General features: G+C 41.0%; 15 protein-coding genes. 11 read left to right on the top strand and 4 right to left on the bottom strand.

The window, feature by feature from the left end; translation table 11 throughout:
* Positions 1-3: 3 nt before the first annotated feature.
* The 8 genes from ACU5DF_RS19865 (at position 4) to fis (ending at position 8,032) form a co-directional block, all read left to right on the top strand.
* Complete coding sequence (locus ACU5DF_RS19865; RefSeq protein ID WP_446713935.1) at positions 4-645, top strand: 3'-5' exonuclease; 642 nt, start codon at positions 4-6, stop codon at positions 643-645.
* 200 nt (positions 646-845) lie between these two features.
* On the top strand, positions 846-2,795 hold the full coding sequence (gene acs, locus ACU5DF_RS19860) for an acetate--CoA ligase (RefSeq protein WP_045103089.1): 1,950 nt from the start codon (positions 846-848) through the stop codon (positions 2,793-2,795).
* Positions 2,796-3,254: 459 nt separating this feature from the next.
* A complete protein-coding gene (aroQ, locus tag ACU5DF_RS19855; protein WP_045103090.1) occupies positions 3,255-3,704 on the top strand; it encodes a type II 3-dehydroquinate dehydratase in 450 nt (149 codons plus the stop codon).
* Positions 3,705-3,734: 30 nt separating this feature from the next.
* On the top strand, positions 3,735-4,193 hold the full coding sequence (gene accB, locus ACU5DF_RS19850; protein ID WP_045103091.1) for an acetyl-CoA carboxylase biotin carboxyl carrier protein: 459 nt from the start codon (positions 3,735-3,737) through the stop codon (positions 4,191-4,193).
* 11 nt (positions 4,194-4,204) lie between these two features.
* Positions 4,205-5,548, top strand: a complete 1,344-nt coding sequence (accC, locus tag ACU5DF_RS19845; RefSeq protein ID WP_446713934.1) for an acetyl-CoA carboxylase biotin carboxylase subunit — start codon at positions 4,205-4,207, stop codon at positions 5,546-5,548.
* Between the two features lie 116 nt (positions 5,549-5,664).
* On the top strand, positions 5,665-6,549 hold the full coding sequence (prmA, locus tag ACU5DF_RS19840; RefSeq protein ID WP_446713933.1) for a 50S ribosomal protein L11 methyltransferase: 885 nt from the start codon (positions 5,665-5,667) through the stop codon (positions 6,547-6,549).
* 195 nt (positions 6,550-6,744) lie between these two features.
* Positions 6,745-7,713, top strand: coding sequence for a tRNA dihydrouridine synthase DusB (gene dusB, locus ACU5DF_RS19835; protein ID WP_446714282.1), 969 nt, complete (start codon positions 6,745-6,747; stop codon positions 7,711-7,713).
* Positions 7,714-7,735: 22 nt separating this feature from the next.
* A complete protein-coding gene (fis, locus tag ACU5DF_RS19830) occupies positions 7,736-8,032 on the top strand; it encodes a DNA-binding transcriptional regulator Fis (RefSeq protein WP_005421285.1) in 297 nt (98 codons plus the stop codon).
* Positions 8,033-8,177: 145 nt separating this feature from the next.
* Here the strand turns inward: fis and ACU5DF_RS19825 are convergent, their stop codons facing one another.
* Positions 8,178-8,483, bottom strand: coding sequence for a hypothetical protein (locus ACU5DF_RS19825; RefSeq protein WP_045103095.1), 306 nt, complete (start codon positions 8,481-8,483; stop codon positions 8,178-8,180).
* 91 nt (positions 8,484-8,574) lie between these two features.
* Positions 8,575-8,994, bottom strand: coding sequence for a Zn(2+)-responsive transcriptional regulator (gene zntR / locus ACU5DF_RS19820; RefSeq protein ID WP_446714281.1), 420 nt, complete (start codon positions 8,992-8,994; stop codon positions 8,575-8,577).
* Positions 8,995-9,279: 285 nt separating this feature from the next.
* On the opposite strand from zntR, the gene purH reads away from it, so the two are divergent.
* Together purH and purD are read left to right on the top strand one after the other, a co-directional pair.
* Positions 9,280-10,872, top strand: coding sequence for a bifunctional phosphoribosylaminoimidazolecarboxamide formyltransferase/IMP cyclohydrolase (gene purH, locus ACU5DF_RS19815; RefSeq protein WP_446713932.1), 1,593 nt, complete (start codon positions 9,280-9,282; stop codon positions 10,870-10,872).
* A 177-nt stretch (positions 10,873-11,049) separates the two neighbouring features.
* Complete coding sequence (purD, locus tag ACU5DF_RS19810) at positions 11,050-12,342, top strand: phosphoribosylamine--glycine ligase (RefSeq protein ID WP_446713931.1); 1,293 nt, start codon at positions 11,050-11,052, stop codon at positions 12,340-12,342.
* An 83-nt stretch (positions 12,343-12,425) separates the two neighbouring features.
* On the opposite strand, the gene ACU5DF_RS19805 is transcribed toward purD, so the two are convergent.
* Together ACU5DF_RS19805 and hbs are read right to left on the bottom strand one after the other, a co-directional pair.
* Positions 12,426-13,130: a DUF1481 domain-containing protein gene (locus ACU5DF_RS19805; protein ID WP_446713930.1), complete on the bottom strand. Its 705-nt coding sequence runs from the start codon at positions 13,128-13,130 to the stop codon at positions 12,426-12,428.
* 37 nt (positions 13,131-13,167) lie between these two features.
* Positions 13,168-13,440: a non-specific DNA-binding protein Hbs gene (hbs, locus tag ACU5DF_RS19800; RefSeq protein ID WP_045103099.1), complete on the bottom strand. Its 273-nt coding sequence runs from the start codon at positions 13,438-13,440 to the stop codon at positions 13,168-13,170.
* A gap of 220 nt (positions 13,441-13,660) precedes the next feature.
* Here hbs and ACU5DF_RS19795 point away from each other — a divergent pair, with 220 nt between their 5' ends.
* Entirely contained in the window at positions 13,661-14,722 is a 1,062-nt protein-coding gene (locus ACU5DF_RS19795; protein WP_045103100.1) for a CNNM domain-containing protein, read from the top strand.
* The last annotated feature ends 76 nt before the right edge of the window (positions 14,723-14,798 follow it).

Raw genomic sequence — 14,798 nt, 5'->3', positions numbered from 1 at the left:
GAGATGAATATTCTGCAACGATTATGGTGGCAATATAAATTACAAAGCCATCCTCACCACACCCTCTTTTCATCCTACTCTGGTGATGAATTAGTCTCTATTGATTGTGAAACCACCAGTCTTAACCCTAATCATGCTGAATTGGTTTCGATCGCGGCCATTAAAATTAAACAAAATCGAGTATTAACCAGCCAAACAATCCATTTAAAGCTGACACCACCACAAAGTTTGAACTCTGATTCAATTAAAATTCATCAGCTGAGGCATCAAGATCTCACTTATGGCCTATCGGAAAAAGATGCGCTCAATCAGTTAATTCAATTTATTGGCAATCGACCAATCGTCGGCTATCACATCCACTATGATAAAAAGATTTTAGATCGCGCTTGCTTACGCCAATTTGATCATCCTTTACCCAATGCACTCGTTGAAGTCTGCCATATCTATCATCATAAATTAGAACGTTTATTACCAAACGCCTATTACGACTTAAGTATTGAAGCTATTTCTAGACATTTAGACCTACCGCAGGCCAAACGCCATGACGCATTGGAAGATGCCATTGCCGCCGCATTAATCTATGTTCGCTTAACTCATGGTGACTTCCCTGATTTACCCAAAATAAGAAATGCACACAGTTGCTGATCTGCGTCTCAAAAATCAACACTCACTGCCCTGAAAATTCAGTAAACCCTTCTTTCTCTGACTAAAGTCTAATTGTTGAAAAGCCATTTCTAACCGAAAGTAATATCAACCCTACCAATAAAAAAGCAGAGCCAATGACGGTGCTGCAATGAAATCCAGTCATAAATTGGATATTTGCTGTATTCACAAGGAGAAACAACATGAGTGACATTCACGTATACCCAGTCAATCAAGACATCGCAATCAATGCCCATGCCGATGAAGATAAATACCGTGAAATGTATCAGCAATCCGTGATTAATCCTGAAGGATTTTGGCGTGAACATGGACAAATTGTGGATTGGATGACTCCTTATACCAAAGTAAAAAATACCTCTTTCGATACTGGCCATGTAGATATTAAATGGTTTGAAGATGGCGAGTTAAATGTCTCAGCAAACTGTATTGATCGCCACCTTGCTACTCGTGGTGACGACGTTGCGATCATCTGGGAGGGCGATGATCCTCAAGATGATGCCTCAATTACCTTCAACGAACTTCATGAACAAGTATGTAAATTTTCAAATGCACTAAAAAGCCAAGGTGTACGCAAAGGCGATGTGGTCTGTATTTATATGCCAATGGTGGCAGAAGCCGCAGTAGCAATGCTTGCTTGTACTCGTATCGGTGCGGTCCATACCGTAGTCTTTGGCGGTTTCTCCCCTGAAGCACTAGCAGGACGAATTGTTGATTCCGATGCAAAAGTCGTGATCACTGCAGATGAAGGTGTTCGTGGCGGACGAACAGTTCCACTAAAAAATAATGTGGACGATGCTTTAAATAACCCAGCAGTTACTACAATTGAAAAGGTTGTTGTCTTCCAACGTACAGGTAATGACATTGAGTGGACTGAAGGTCGTGATGTTTGGTGGCATGAAGCAACCGCAATTGCTTCTTCACATTGTGAACCTGAAGCGATGAATGCAGAAGATCCTCTATTCATTCTCTATACATCTGGCTCAACAGGTAAACCAAAAGGCGTATTGCACACCACAGGCGGCTACCTTGTGTATGCGGCAATGACCTTCAAATATATTTTTGATTACCAAGAAGGCGAAGTATTCTGGTGTACTGCCGATGTTGGTTGGATCACAGGGCATACTTATCTTATTTATGGTCCATTAGCGAATGGGGCAAAAACCATTTTGTTTGAAGGCGTACCTAACTATCCAAGCACGAGTCGCATGAGTGAAGTGGTTGATAAACATAACGTAAATATTCTTTATACTGCACCTACCGCAATCAGAGCATTAATGGCTCACGGTAAAGAAGCAATAGAAGGCACATCAAGAAGCTCTCTTCGAGTAATGGGATCGGTAGGTGAACCTATAAACCCTGAAGCATGGGAGTGGTATTACAACACGATTGGTGATGCTCGTTGTCCTATCGTTGATACGTGGTGGCAAACTGAAACAGGGGGAATTTTAATCTCTCCACTTCCAGGTGCAACTGCATTAAAGCCAGGTTCTGCAACTCGTCCATTCTTTGGTGTTCAACCTGCATTGGTTGATAATATGGGCAACCTCATTGAAGGTGCTGCCGATGGTAACTTAGTTATTACTGATTCTTGGCCGGGACAAATGCGTACCATCTACGGTGATCATGACCGCTTTGAACAAACTTACTTCTCAACCTTTAAGGGAATGTATTTTACCAGCGATGGCGCTCGACGTGACGAGGATGGGTATTATTGGATCACTGGCCGTGTTGATGACGTATTAAATGTATCTGGCCACCGAATGGGAACCGCTGAAGTGGAATCCGCATTAGTCGCTTTTGACAAAATAGCAGAAGCCGCAATTGTTGGCGTTCCTCATGATATTAAAGGGCAAGCCATTTATGCCTATATCACCTTAAACTCAGGTGAAATTCCAAGTGCAGAACTACATAAAGAAGTCAAAGATTGGGTAAGAAAAGAAATTGGACCGATTGCAACTCCTGATTTTCTACACTGGACAGACTCTCTACCAAAAACTCGTTCAGGGAAAATTATGCGTCGTATTCTTCGTAAAATAGCGACGGGAGATACCTCGAATCTAGGTGATACATCAACACTAGCAGATCCAAGTGTGGTCGATAAGCTAATTGAAGAGCAAAGAAATATTGCTTAACAAAATAGAATTAACCCTCCCCCTCATAGAGTAAAAACTCTGATTCAGAAGATCAGCTGCTATTAGCAATAATAGCGGCTTTTTTCTTGTGACTTCTAGCCCAAATTGACAGAAGTTTTCTCTCTTTTCAACATAACCGACTAATAAACAAAATAAAAAACTGTATAATTGTTCAACAAGTTAGAAAGTATTTATTAACCAACAAATTAAAATAATTGAACTTAGTTTTTCTCTTTCATTCTAATTACCATATTTACAGCAAAATAGGCTCAATTAACTCCGAGTAAGATAGAACTTAGAGCTGATAAGACCAGTATTTTGCTGCGATTTGCTGTGAATTGTCTATAATTGCATTTTATCGACGCTCGCAAGACTAAAAATTGCAATAACTCGCCAAATCTACTATAAAAGGTGTGCTTTTTTTACTTAACCTGTAAAAACAAGGAATTTAGCATCACAATGTCTACTCAATCACGAATTTTAGTTCTCAATGGCCCAAACCTTAATTTGCTAGGTCTACGTGAGCCGGCTCACTATGGTAGCCAAAACTTAGAACAAATTGTTAATGCTTTAACGATTCAAGCTAACGCTTTAGATATCGAACTGGAGCATTTACAGTCAAATCGTGAATATGAGCTAATTGAAGCGATTCATAATGCTTATCAACGTATTGATTTCATTATTATCAACCCTGCTGCTTTTACGCATACTAGTGTCGCTTTACGTGATGCATTACTTGGGGTTGGTATTCCTTTTATAGAAGTACATTTATCAAATATCCACGCACGTGAGCCCTTCCGCCACCACTCTTATCTTTCAGATAAAGCGGTAGGTGTGATTTGTGGGTTAGGTGCCGATGGCTACGAATTTGCTTTGAGTGCAGCAGCTAAACGCTTGCACTCAAATTGATCACTGAATATAAACAGAAGAGATTACAAAATGGATATCCGCAAAATAAAAAAACTGATCGAACTCGTTGAAGAATCTGGTATTGCTGAACTTGAAATTTCTGAAGGTGAAGAATCAGTACGTATCAGTCGTGCGGTAGCACCTCAAGCTCAAATGGCTCCTATACACCAAGTTGCTGCTCCTGTTGCTGCACCGGTTGCTGCTCCAACGGCTGCACCTATTGCCCCTGTAGTTGAAGCTCCTGCACAAGTTACTGGTCACCAAGTTTGCTCTCCAATGGTAGGTACTTTCTATGGCGCTTCAAGCCCTGATGCAAAACCATTTGTTAAAGTTGGCCAACAAGTAACTGTGGGCGATACACTTTGTATCGTTGAAGCAATGAAAATGATGAACCAAATTGAAGCTGATAAATCAGGCGTTGTTACTGCCATTCTAGCGGAAGATGGTAACCCGGTTGAGTTTGATCAACCTCTTGTTATCATCGAATAATAGAGGTTTCTATGTTAGATAAATTAGTTATCGCAAACCGTGGTGAAATTGCACTACGTATCTTGCGAGCATGTAAAGAGCTTGGCATCAAAACAGTAGCTGTACACTCTACTGCTGACCGTGACTTAAAACACGTTCTTCTTGCTGATGAAACGATTTGTATTGGTCCTGCTCGTGGTATCGACAGTTACTTAAATATTCCTCGTATTATCAGTGCAGCTGAAGTAACAGGTGCAGTTGCTGTGCACCCTGGTTACGGTTTCTTGTCTGAAAATGCAGATTTTGCAGAACAAGTTGAACGTTCTGGCTTTATCTTTGTTGGTCCAAAAGCGGAAACTATTCGCATGATGGGTGACAAAGTATCTGCAATCACTTCTATGAAAAAAGCAGGCGTACCTTGTGTACCTGGTTCTGATGGCCCATTAGATGATGATGCCTCGAAGAATAAAGCTCATGCTAAGCGTATTGGTTTCCCTGTAATCATCAAAGCCTCTGGTGGTGGTGGTGGTCGTGGTATGCGTGTTGTTCGTGCAGAAAAAGATCTTGTTGAAGCAATTGCAATGACTCGTGCAGAAGCAAAAGCATGCTTCAACAACGATATGGTTTACATGGAGAAATTCCTTGAAAACCCTCGTCACATTGAAGTTCAGATTCTTGCTGATGGCCAAGGTAATGCTATTCACCTTGGTGAGCGTGACTGTTCTATGCAACGTCGTCACCAAAAAGTGGTTGAAGAAGCTCCGGCTCCAGGTATCACTGAAGAGATGCGTAAATACATCGGTGATCGTTGTACTCGTGCATGTATCGAAATTGGTTATCGTGGCGCTGGTACGTTTGAATTTCTATATGAAAATGGCGAATTCTACTTCATAGAAATGAATACTCGTATCCAAGTTGAGCACACGATTACTGAAATGGTAACGGGTATCGACTTAGTAAAAGAGCAACTGCGCATTGCAGCTGGCCAACCGTTATCTTATACCCAAGATGACATTAAGCTACGTGGCCACTCTATTGAATGCCGTATTAATGCAGAAGATTCCGTAAAATTCTTACCATCTCCAGGTAAGATCACACGTTTCCATGCTCCTGGTGGCATGGGTGTTCGTTGGGAATCTCACATCTATACAGGCTACACAGTACCGCCTCATTACGATTCAATGATAGGCAAGCTAATTACTTATGGTGAAAACCGTGACGTTGCTATCGCTCGTATGAAAAATGCATTAGGTGAGATGATTGTTGAAGGTATTCACGTGAACGTACCTCTACAAGAAGCAATTATGAATGATGAGAACTTCCAACACGGCGGTGCTAACATTCATTACCTTGAGAAAAAATTAGGTCTTCAATAAGACTCCAGTTTTATTCTTTTAAGTTAAAGAAATAAATAAAGGCCGTGAGCGATTACACTCACGGCCTTTTTCTATGATAAAATCGCCGATATTTTCAACTAAAGAAAGTGATCCCCATGCCTTGGATTCAAGTAAAACTAAACGCAACCTCTGAAAATGCTGAACAAATCAGTGACATGCTAATGGAAGAGACAGGCGCTCTTTCAGTAACTTTTTTAGATGCGAAAGATGTTCCTATTTTCGAACCTCTTCCTGGAGAGACTCGCTTATGGGGCGAAACGGATATCGTTGCTCTTTATGATGCAGAAACCGACATGGATTTAGTGATTGCACAGTTAAAAACAAGCTCAGTTCTTGATGATAACTTTGCCTATAAAGTAGAACAATTAGAAGACAAAGACTGGGAACGCGAGTGGATGGATAACTTCCACCCTATGAAGTTTGGCGAACGTTTATGGATTTGTCCAAGTTGGCTTGAAATCCCTGAGCCTGATGCTATTAACGTAATGCTTGATCCGGGTCTAGCGTTCGGCACAGGTACGCACGCAACAACAGCACTTTGTCTTGAATGGTTAGAAAGTATCGATCTAACAGGAAAAACAGTTATCGATTTTGGTTGTGGCTCAGGCATCTTAGCGATCGCTGCGATCAAGCTAGGGGCTGCTAAAGTGGTTGGGATCGATATTGATCCTCAAGCAATTACAGCTTCAAAAGAGAACGCAACTCGTAATGGTGTAGCTGACCAACTTGAGCTGTTCTTACCTCAAGATCAACCAGAGAACCTTGTTGCGGACGTTGTAGTTGCAAATATTCTTGCTGCACCACTACGTGAACTTTCAAGCATTATCACTGCTCATGTTGCTCCTGGCGGCGCTCTAGCTATGTCTGGGGTACTTGATACTCAAGCTCTCGATGTTGCTTCATATTACTCTGAGAACTTCACTCTTGATGCAATTGCAGAGCAACAAGAATGGTGTAGAATCTCAGGAATTAAGAAGTAATGTCGCTTTAGACCTACTCCTCCTAGAAAAAACTTCAATGCCTCAATACTAAATTTGAGGCATAAAACCGTCTAATTGACTGAAATATAAACAAATTGCATAAAGTATTTGTAAATGCTCAAAATTTGCTCTTTTCAGGCGGACAAAAAATGCGTAAAATGCGCGCCCTTGCTGACACAAACGTGTGTGGATGTTTTGCAGATAGGTAAATATACATTAAAGAACAATCTTATCGTTGCTCCTATGGCTGGTGTAACTGATAGGCCCTTTCGTGAGTTATGTATGCGCTATGGCGCAGGCATGGCTGTGAGCGAAATGATGTCTTCTAATCCAAAACTGTGGAAAACATCTAAGTCCCAAAATCGCATGGTACATGAAGGTGAATCTGGTATTCGCTCGGTACAAATTGCAGGGGCAGATCCAAAGTTAATGGCGGAAGCAGCGCAACACTGTGTTGAGACTGGTGCGCAAATCATCGATATCAATATGGGATGCCCTGCTAAAAAAGTGAATAAGAAGCTTGCAGGCTCAGCGCTTCTACAACGACCAGATTTGATTGAAGAGATCTTACTGGCAGTTGTAAATGCAGTTGACGTTCCTGTTACTCTGAAAACACGCACAGGCTGGGATCCAGACAATAGAAACTGTGTTCAGGTTGCAAAAATGGCAGAACAGTGTGGCATTCAAGCTTTAGCGCTCCACGGGCGAACTAGAGCTTGTATGTACAAAGGTGATGCTGAGTACGACAACATTAAAGCGGTAAAAGAAGCGATTTCGATTCCGGTTATAGCAAACGGTGATATTGACTCACCGGAAAAGGCTCGTTTTGTGCTTGATTACACCGGCGCAGACGCTTTAATGATCGGCCGACCTGCACAAGGTAGGCCATGGATTTTTCAAGAAATCCAACATTATTTAGAAACGGGCGAATTCATGCCACCTCTTCCAATTGAAGAAGTGAAGGCCACTTTATTGGGCCATGTTCAAGCGCTTCACCTATTTTATGGTGAGTTTTTAGGCCCTCGCATTGCTCGTAAGCATGTGGGTTGGTATTTAAAAGAGCACGAACAAGCAAATGAATTCCGCCGCGGCTTTAATGCTATTGAAGATGCCCATCAGCAACTTCAGCAGCTTGAAAGCTATTTCGACCACGTTGCATCATAATAACAGAAGAGCTAAACAGAATATGTTCGATCAATCTATGACTTCAGAAGCATTAACAGTTACAACAGTTACAGCACAAGACCAAATTACTCAGAAACCACTACGTGACTCTGTTAAGGCTTCGCTGAAAAACTACTTAGGCCAACTAAACGGCCAAGAAGTTAACGACTTATATGAATTAGTATTAGCTGAAGTAGAGCAACCTCTACTAGACATGATCATGCAGCATACTCGCGGCAACCAAACAAAAGCAGCAAATATGATGGGTATCAACCGTGGTACACTTCGTAAAAAACTAAAAAAATACGGCATGAACTAATCACGCCTTATTGAAAAATTTAAAGCAGTGTTAAGTAATTAACGCTGCTTTTTTTATGTCTAAGATAAGCAGCTCTACAAAGCAACTGGCATAAAAAAGCCGATATTACATTACCTGTAATATCGACTTTAAACTTCTTACTCTATTATGGCGGCCAAGCTCGTTTCTTACCACCACCAGCGCCAGCTCCCGAGCGAATAAGCTCAACTGCTTTTGCTGTTTTTTCTTCAATGCCTTTTAAACGCTCATCAAGTTCACTTAAATCAGCTCCGGCTCCCGCAGTACTCGAACCTTTAGCACCAGCATCAACCATTTGAGCGATCTTGGCGTTCTGAGCTTCAATACGCTTAATACGAGCATCAAGCTCCATCACCGCTTTGCCTTGCTCACTGATTTTTTTATCGATAACTTTCAGAGCGGAAAGCAATTTCATTACGTATTGTTTTTCCATTATTCGGCTCTCACCTAACTTTCGCTCATATTCTTATACATCCCATATCGGCTATTTTATCAACTTCTTTAATAAAAGGCGCATAAATATTTTACCCTTTTTTTTCTTCTAACTCTGCTAATGCAGAAAGAATGGAACAATGTGATGCATCACCATCAACATGACCACAACACGCATCATTAATACTCTTTAATGCCGTTCTAATTTCGGTTAATTGTTCAAGCTTTTCATCAATGGTATTAAGCTTAGCTTGAGTAATGGCTTTTACTTCCGCACAGCTATGTTTTGTTGCTTCCAATCTTATCTCTAGTAGCTCTTGGATTTCGTCTAATGTGAGTCCTAATTGCTTAGATTTTAAAATAAAGCGAATTTGAGCACGGTTTTCCTCGTTATAAAGACGATAACCACTACTGCTTCTTCCTGATGGAACAAGTAAGCCATTTTTTTCATAGAAACGTAATGTATCACTGGTTACATTACATTGTTTTGCTAATTCACCAATTAAATACATTTTCATAAACTGTGATTCCTTTTTATTTCAGCCTATTTTCATTCTTTCTGAGTAAAAATGGCATCTTTTTTTGATAATGCAATCGATTGCGGAAGCTTTTTTGTTTAACTTTAGTTAGAATATGCGCCATAACGTTGATGTGATGTTTCGCGCTTTACTTTTTATTAGGGTCTTTCCCAAAACTGGCCAATTGCTGTTTGTTTTCTTTATCAAGTGATAATGACAGGCAGTACAAGTTCATTTTTGGCAAAAATCCTAACTTAATTCTAAAGGAAGAAAGTAGCAATGAATAACCCACGTCCGATCCGTCGCGCGCTAATTAGCGTATCTGATAAAACTGGTATTGTAGAATTTGCTCAAGCACTGACTGAACGTGGTGTTGATATTTTATCTACTGGCGGCACAGCTCGCTTGCTGGCAGAAAAAAATATCCCTGTAACAGAAGTATCTGATTACACAGGCTTCCCTGAAATGATGGATGGCCGCGTTAAAACTCTTCATCCGAAAGTGCATGGTGGTGTTCTTGGTCGTCGCGGTCAAGATGATGGCATCATGGAGCAGCATGGTATCAACCCAATCGATATTGTTGTTGTTAACCTTTACCCATTCGCTGAAACCGTAGCTAAAGAAGGCTGTACTCTAGCTGATGCTGTTGAGAACATCGATATCGGTGGTCCAACAATGGTTCGCTCTGCGGCTAAAAACCATAAAGACGTCACTATTGTCGTTAATGCTCACGATTACGATCGCGTAATTTCTGAAATGGACGCTAACGACAAATCACTGACTCAAGCAACGCGTTTTGACCTTGCAATTGCAGCATTTGAGCACACAGCTTCTTACGATGGCATGATTGCTAATTACTTCGGCACAATGGTTCCTAGCTATGGTGAGAATAAAGAAGGCGATAACGAATCTAAATTCCCTCGTACCTTCAACCAACAGTTCGAGAAAAAACAAGATATGCGCTACGGTGAGAACAGTCATCAAGCTGCTGCATTCTATGTTGAAGCTAATCCTGAAGAAGCGTCTGTATCAACTGCTCGTCAAATTCAAGGTAAAGCGCTTTCTTACAACAACATTGCAGATACAGATGCCGCTCTAGAGTGTGTGAAAGAGTTCGACGAACCTGCATGTGTTATCGTTAAACACGCAAACCCATGTGGTGTAGCCCTAGGTAAAGATGTTCTTGAAGCTTATGACCGCGCTTTCAAAACAGATCCAACATCTGCATTTGGCGGTATCATCGCATTTAACCGCGAACTAGATGCAGCAACTGCAACTGCAATTACTGAGCGTCAATTCGTTGAAGTTATCATTGCTCCTTCTGTTTCTGCTGAAGCAATTGAAATTGTTGCAGCTAAGAAAAATCTTCGCCTACTTGAATGTGGTGAGTGGACAACTAAAACAACTGGCTTTGACGTGAAACGCGTTAACGGCGGTTTACTAGTTCAAGATCGCGACCAAGGTATGGTATCTGAAGATGAGCTTAAAGTGGTTTCTAAGCGCCAACCAACTGCTGAAGAATTAAAAGACGCACTGTTCTGTTGGAAAGTAGCGAAATACGTGAAATCTAACGCCATTGTTTACTCTAAAGGTGACATGACTATTGGTGTCGGCGCTGGCCAAATGAGCCGCGTTTACTCTGCAAAAATCGCTGGAATTAAAGCCGCTGACGAAGGTCTTGTGGTTGAAGGCTGTGCAATGGCATCTGATGCATTCTTCCCATTCCGTGATGGTATTGATGCTGCTGCTGAAGCTGGCATTAAATGTGTTATCCAACCGGGTGGCTCTATGCGTGATGACGAAGTTATCGCAGCAGCTGACGAACATGGTATGGCGATGATCTTTACCGGTATGCGTCACTTCCGCCACTAGGGAATACAGTAACGAGAGCGCTTCGCTTCTAGAAACTAGAACGCTGCGCTCCTATAAGAGCAAAAAAGCACACTCTGTGAACTTAATATTGCTTTTATAGTTTCTCGCACACTGAACTTTGTATTCACCGATTTATATAATTTATTCCCATTACAATATGGTATTAAGGATTAAAACATGAACGTATTGATCATCGGCGCAGGCGGTAGAGAGCATGCTTTAGGTTGGAAAGCAGCACAAAACCCAAACGTTGAAACAGTATTTATCGCTCCAGGTAATGCAGGTACAGCGCTTGAGCCAAAATTAGAAAACGTGGCAATTAATGTTGAAGACATTACTGCTCTTGTTGCGTTTGCTAAAGAAAAAGAAGTTGAACTGACTATCGTTGGTCCAGAAGGCCCATTAGTAATTGGTGTAGTTGATGCATTCCGTGAAGCAGGATTACCTATCTTTGGCCCTACGAAAGCGGCAGCACAATTAGAAGGTTCTAAAGCGTTTACTAAAGACTTCTTAGCTCGCCATGATATTCCAACAGGCTATTACGCTAACTTCACTGAAATTGAGCCAGCATTAGCTTATGTTCGTGAGCAAGGCGCTCCAATTGTAGTTAAAGCTGATGGTCTTGCTGCTGGTAAAGGCGTTATTGTTGCTATGACACTTGAAGAAGCAGAAGACGCAATTAAAGACATGCTTGCTGGAAATGCCTTTGGTGATGCAGGTAGCCGTGTCGTTATCGAAGAGTTTCTAGAAGGTGAAGAAGCAAGCTTCATCGTAATGGTTGATGGCACTAGCGTTTTACCAATGGCAACAAGCCAAGACCATAAGCGTGTTGGTGATAAAGATACAGGCCCTAACACCGGTGGCATGGGTGCATATTCTCCAGCGCCTGTTGTAACTCCTGAAATTCATAATCGTATTCTAGAAGAAGTGATTTATCCTACCGTACGTGGAATGGATGCAGAAGGTGCTCCTTACACTGGTTTCCTATATGCCGGTTTGATGATTGATGCTGATGGCACTCCAAAAGTAATCGAATATAACTGTCGCTTTGGTGATCCAGAAACACAGCCTATCATGATGCGTATGGAGTCAGATCTTGTTGAACTATGCCTAATGGCGATCGATGAGAAACTGGATGAAGCAGAATCTAAGTGGGATCCACGCGCTTCTATCGGTGTTGTTCTTGCTGCTGGTGGTTACCCTTCAGATTACGCAAAAGGAGATATCATCTCTCTTCCAACTACTGAAGTTGAAGGCCAGAAAGTATTTCATGCTGGCACAAAAAACAACGACGTTGGTGATGTAGTTACAAACGGTGGACGTGTGTTATGTGCAACTGCATTAGGTAATACCGTCTTAGAAGCTCAGGAACGTGCATATGAGCTTACAAAGCAAGTTAGTTGGAATGGAATGTTCCACCGCAATGACATTGGTTACCGTGCCATTGCTCGCGAATTAGAAAGTAAATAGTCGTTACTTTCTACAGATAGTAAAAGGCACTGTGATAGTGCCTTTTTTAACTTTACTTGGCTATGCCTGCCCCAGCTAGTATCTTATTCTTCAATAAGATTTGAACGCTCTACACATTTATAACTATCATCGGTTAATAACAATAATTCAGACATCTTCAGCACCTTTTTATTCCTGTTTTTTTCTTCACCTAAAAACGAAATAAAACTGTCTAAACCCGACAACCTAGCAACGACAAAATCAGGCAATATTTGATTAAACTCTACTTCACTATATTCCTCACCATTGCATGAATAAAACGTTTCACCATCCCACTCACCTTGATATAAGGAAATGCCCTCTTTATTTGAGTTTTCCACTTTAGTAATTAAATACTGAGATTGGTCTTGGAATTGAGCTAATTGGTTTGGCATTAAAGGAAAGATACGGCCATCTTTACGATAACGTTGATAAACAGCCTCGCCATTACCATTGTAACGAACATGCATAAAATAAGGAGTAAGTTCATTCGTCTTATCTAGCATTTCGCCTTCACGAACCGCTTCTACCAAGATGTTTTTTTCCCAGCGATACGTGGTTTTATACCAACCATAATCACCGATAGTCACATAGTCAGACGCACTAATTGATTGTTGTAATCGACGGGTATACCAATAGTAGCTAGTTGCATCCCCTTGAATTTGACCACTAGTTAAGATGGTCGATTTAATGCGCTGTTCATCTTGTGGGCTAGAAGAGCAACCAAAAAGAAAAGTAGAGAGAAGTAATGTAGAGAGGATTCGCTTCATAAAAATGCCGAGTTAGGGTAACTCGGCAAAGTATATCTTAGTTCACTGATTCTTTCAGTGCTTTACCAGCAACAAATGCAGGAACATTAGCTGCTTTAATTTGAATCTCATCACCAGTCTTAGGGTTGCGACCAGTGCGTGCTGCACGGTGATTAACCTTAAACGTACCAAAGCCAATAAGTTGAACCTGATCACCATCTTTCAGTGCGCCAGTTACGCCTTCTAGAGTCGCTTCAAGAGCTGCTTTTGCTTGTGCTTTTGATAGATCTGCTTTTTCAGCAATAGCATCAATTAACTGGGTTTTATTCATTAGGGTTTCCCTTCTATTTTTTTGAAATCCCCTTCACTCTAATGCATAAAGCCCCCATCTGGCAAAGGTTTGTCGCACTTCTTGCTACGGAATGCGTGTTCTTTAAACATAAACTGAGTAACGTCTCACAAATTGTTACTAATTTTCATTTATGAGTCATTGTATTTTGGTCAATCAGCACCCATTTTATAAGGGCTTGCTTACTTTTTTGAGATTAATAATGTTTATTTTATCCATCTATATTGCCATTTCTATTAGTGTATCTTTCATTTGTTCTGTGCTTGAAGCTATTTTACTTAGTATTAGTCCAAGCTACTTAGCCCAAATGCGCCAGGAGAATCACCCTTCAGCGGAAAGATTAACGAAACTTAAAAATAATGTAGATCGCCCTTTGGCATCTATTTTAACGCTAAATACTATCGCCCATACTGCTGGTGCTGCTGCATCTGGTGCTCAGGCCTCTATTGTTTTTGGTAGTGAATGGTTAGGCGTATTCTCAGCGTTTTTAACATTCGCTATCCTATTATTCTCAGAGATCGTACCTAAAACGATTGGGGCAACTTACTGGCGTCAATTGGCTCCAATGGCAGCAAGAATGCTTTATTGGATGGTTCTATTGCTTACACCTGTTGTCTGGGCCTCTGAACAACTGACTAAACGTTTAGCTCGTGGTCATCAAGCACCAAAGTTAAGAGATGAAATTGCAGCAATGGCAACCCTTGCAAAAGAAAATGGCGAGTTTGCAGAAGGCGAATCAAAAATATTAACTAATATTTTAAATATTAAAGATATTCCCGTGACGCAGATAATGACACCAAGAACCGTATTATTTCGCGTAAATGCAGAAATGACAGTTGAAGACTTCCTAAAAGAACACATGGATACGCCATTCTCTCGTCCTTTAGTGTACAGCGAAGACAGTGACAATATTATTGGCTTTACTCACCGCTTGGAATTGTTCTCTGCAATGCATGAAGGACAAGGGAAGCGCCCTCTAGGCTCTGTTATGCGCCCAATTCAAGTTGTCATCAGCACATCAACCTTACCAAAAGCATTTGAGCACTTAATGAAGCACAGAGCACAGCTTGCTCTAGTCATTGATGAATATGGCACGGTTCAGGGTTTATTAACTCTAGAAGATATCTTTGAATACATGGTTGGCGAAGAGATTATTGATGAAGCTGACAAAACAACAGATATGCAGCAACTTGCTCAACAACGTTGGACAAATTGGAAAACTAAACACGGTGTTATTGATAATACAGATAAAGAAGAACACTAAATAAATTTAAAAATAAAGGTGTTAGCAAGCCCCTTTAGATAAAAACAAAAAAACCGATGAATTATCATCGGTTTTT

It is taken from the genome of Aliivibrio wodanis (assembly GCF_052920805.1).
The sequence above is the reverse complement of the archived record's forward strand: the minus strand, read 5'-3'. Positions and strand labels throughout refer to the sequence as shown.

Excerpts from the sequence above, each read along its gene's own strand:
- purH (WP_446713932.1), top strand. The coding sequence starts at position 9,280 with ATGAATAACCCACGTCCGATCCGTCGCGCGCTAATTAGCGTATCTGAT.
- ACU5DF_RS19795 (WP_045103100.1), top strand. The coding sequence starts at position 13,661 with ATGTTTATTTTATCCATCTATATTGCCATTTCTATTAGTGTATCTTTC.
- ACU5DF_RS19825 (WP_045103095.1), bottom strand. The coding sequence starts at position 8,483 with ATGGAAAAACAATACGTAATGAAATTGCTTTCCGCTCTGAAAGTTATC.
- aroQ (WP_045103090.1), top strand. The coding sequence starts at position 3,255 with ATGTCTACTCAATCACGAATTTTAGTTCTCAATGGCCCAAACCTTAAT.
- zntR (WP_446714281.1), bottom strand. The coding sequence starts at position 8,994 with ATGTATTTAATTGGTGAATTAGCAAAACAATGTAATGTAACCAGTGAT.
- purD (WP_446713931.1), top strand. The coding sequence starts at position 11,050 with ATGAACGTATTGATCATCGGCGCAGGCGGTAGAGAGCATGCTTTAGGT.
- accC (WP_446713934.1), top strand. The coding sequence starts at position 4,205 with ATGTTAGATAAATTAGTTATCGCAAACCGTGGTGAAATTGCACTACGT.
- prmA (WP_446713933.1), top strand. The coding sequence starts at position 5,665 with ATGCCTTGGATTCAAGTAAAACTAAACGCAACCTCTGAAAATGCTGAA.
- hbs (WP_045103099.1), bottom strand. The coding sequence starts at position 13,440 with ATGAATAAAACCCAGTTAATTGATGCTATTGCTGAAAAAGCAGATCTA.
- accB (WP_045103091.1), top strand. The coding sequence starts at position 3,735 with ATGGATATCCGCAAAATAAAAAAACTGATCGAACTCGTTGAAGAATCT.
- acs (WP_045103089.1), top strand. The coding sequence starts at position 846 with ATGAGTGACATTCACGTATACCCAGTCAATCAAGACATCGCAATCAAT.
- ACU5DF_RS19805 (WP_446713930.1), bottom strand. The coding sequence starts at position 13,130 with ATGAAGCGAATCCTCTCTACATTACTTCTCTCTACTTTTCTTTTTGGT.
- fis (WP_005421285.1), top strand. The coding sequence starts at position 7,736 with ATGTTCGATCAATCTATGACTTCAGAAGCATTAACAGTTACAACAGTT.
- ACU5DF_RS19865 (WP_446713935.1), top strand. The coding sequence starts at position 4 with ATGAATATTCTGCAACGATTATGGTGGCAATATAAATTACAAAGCCAT.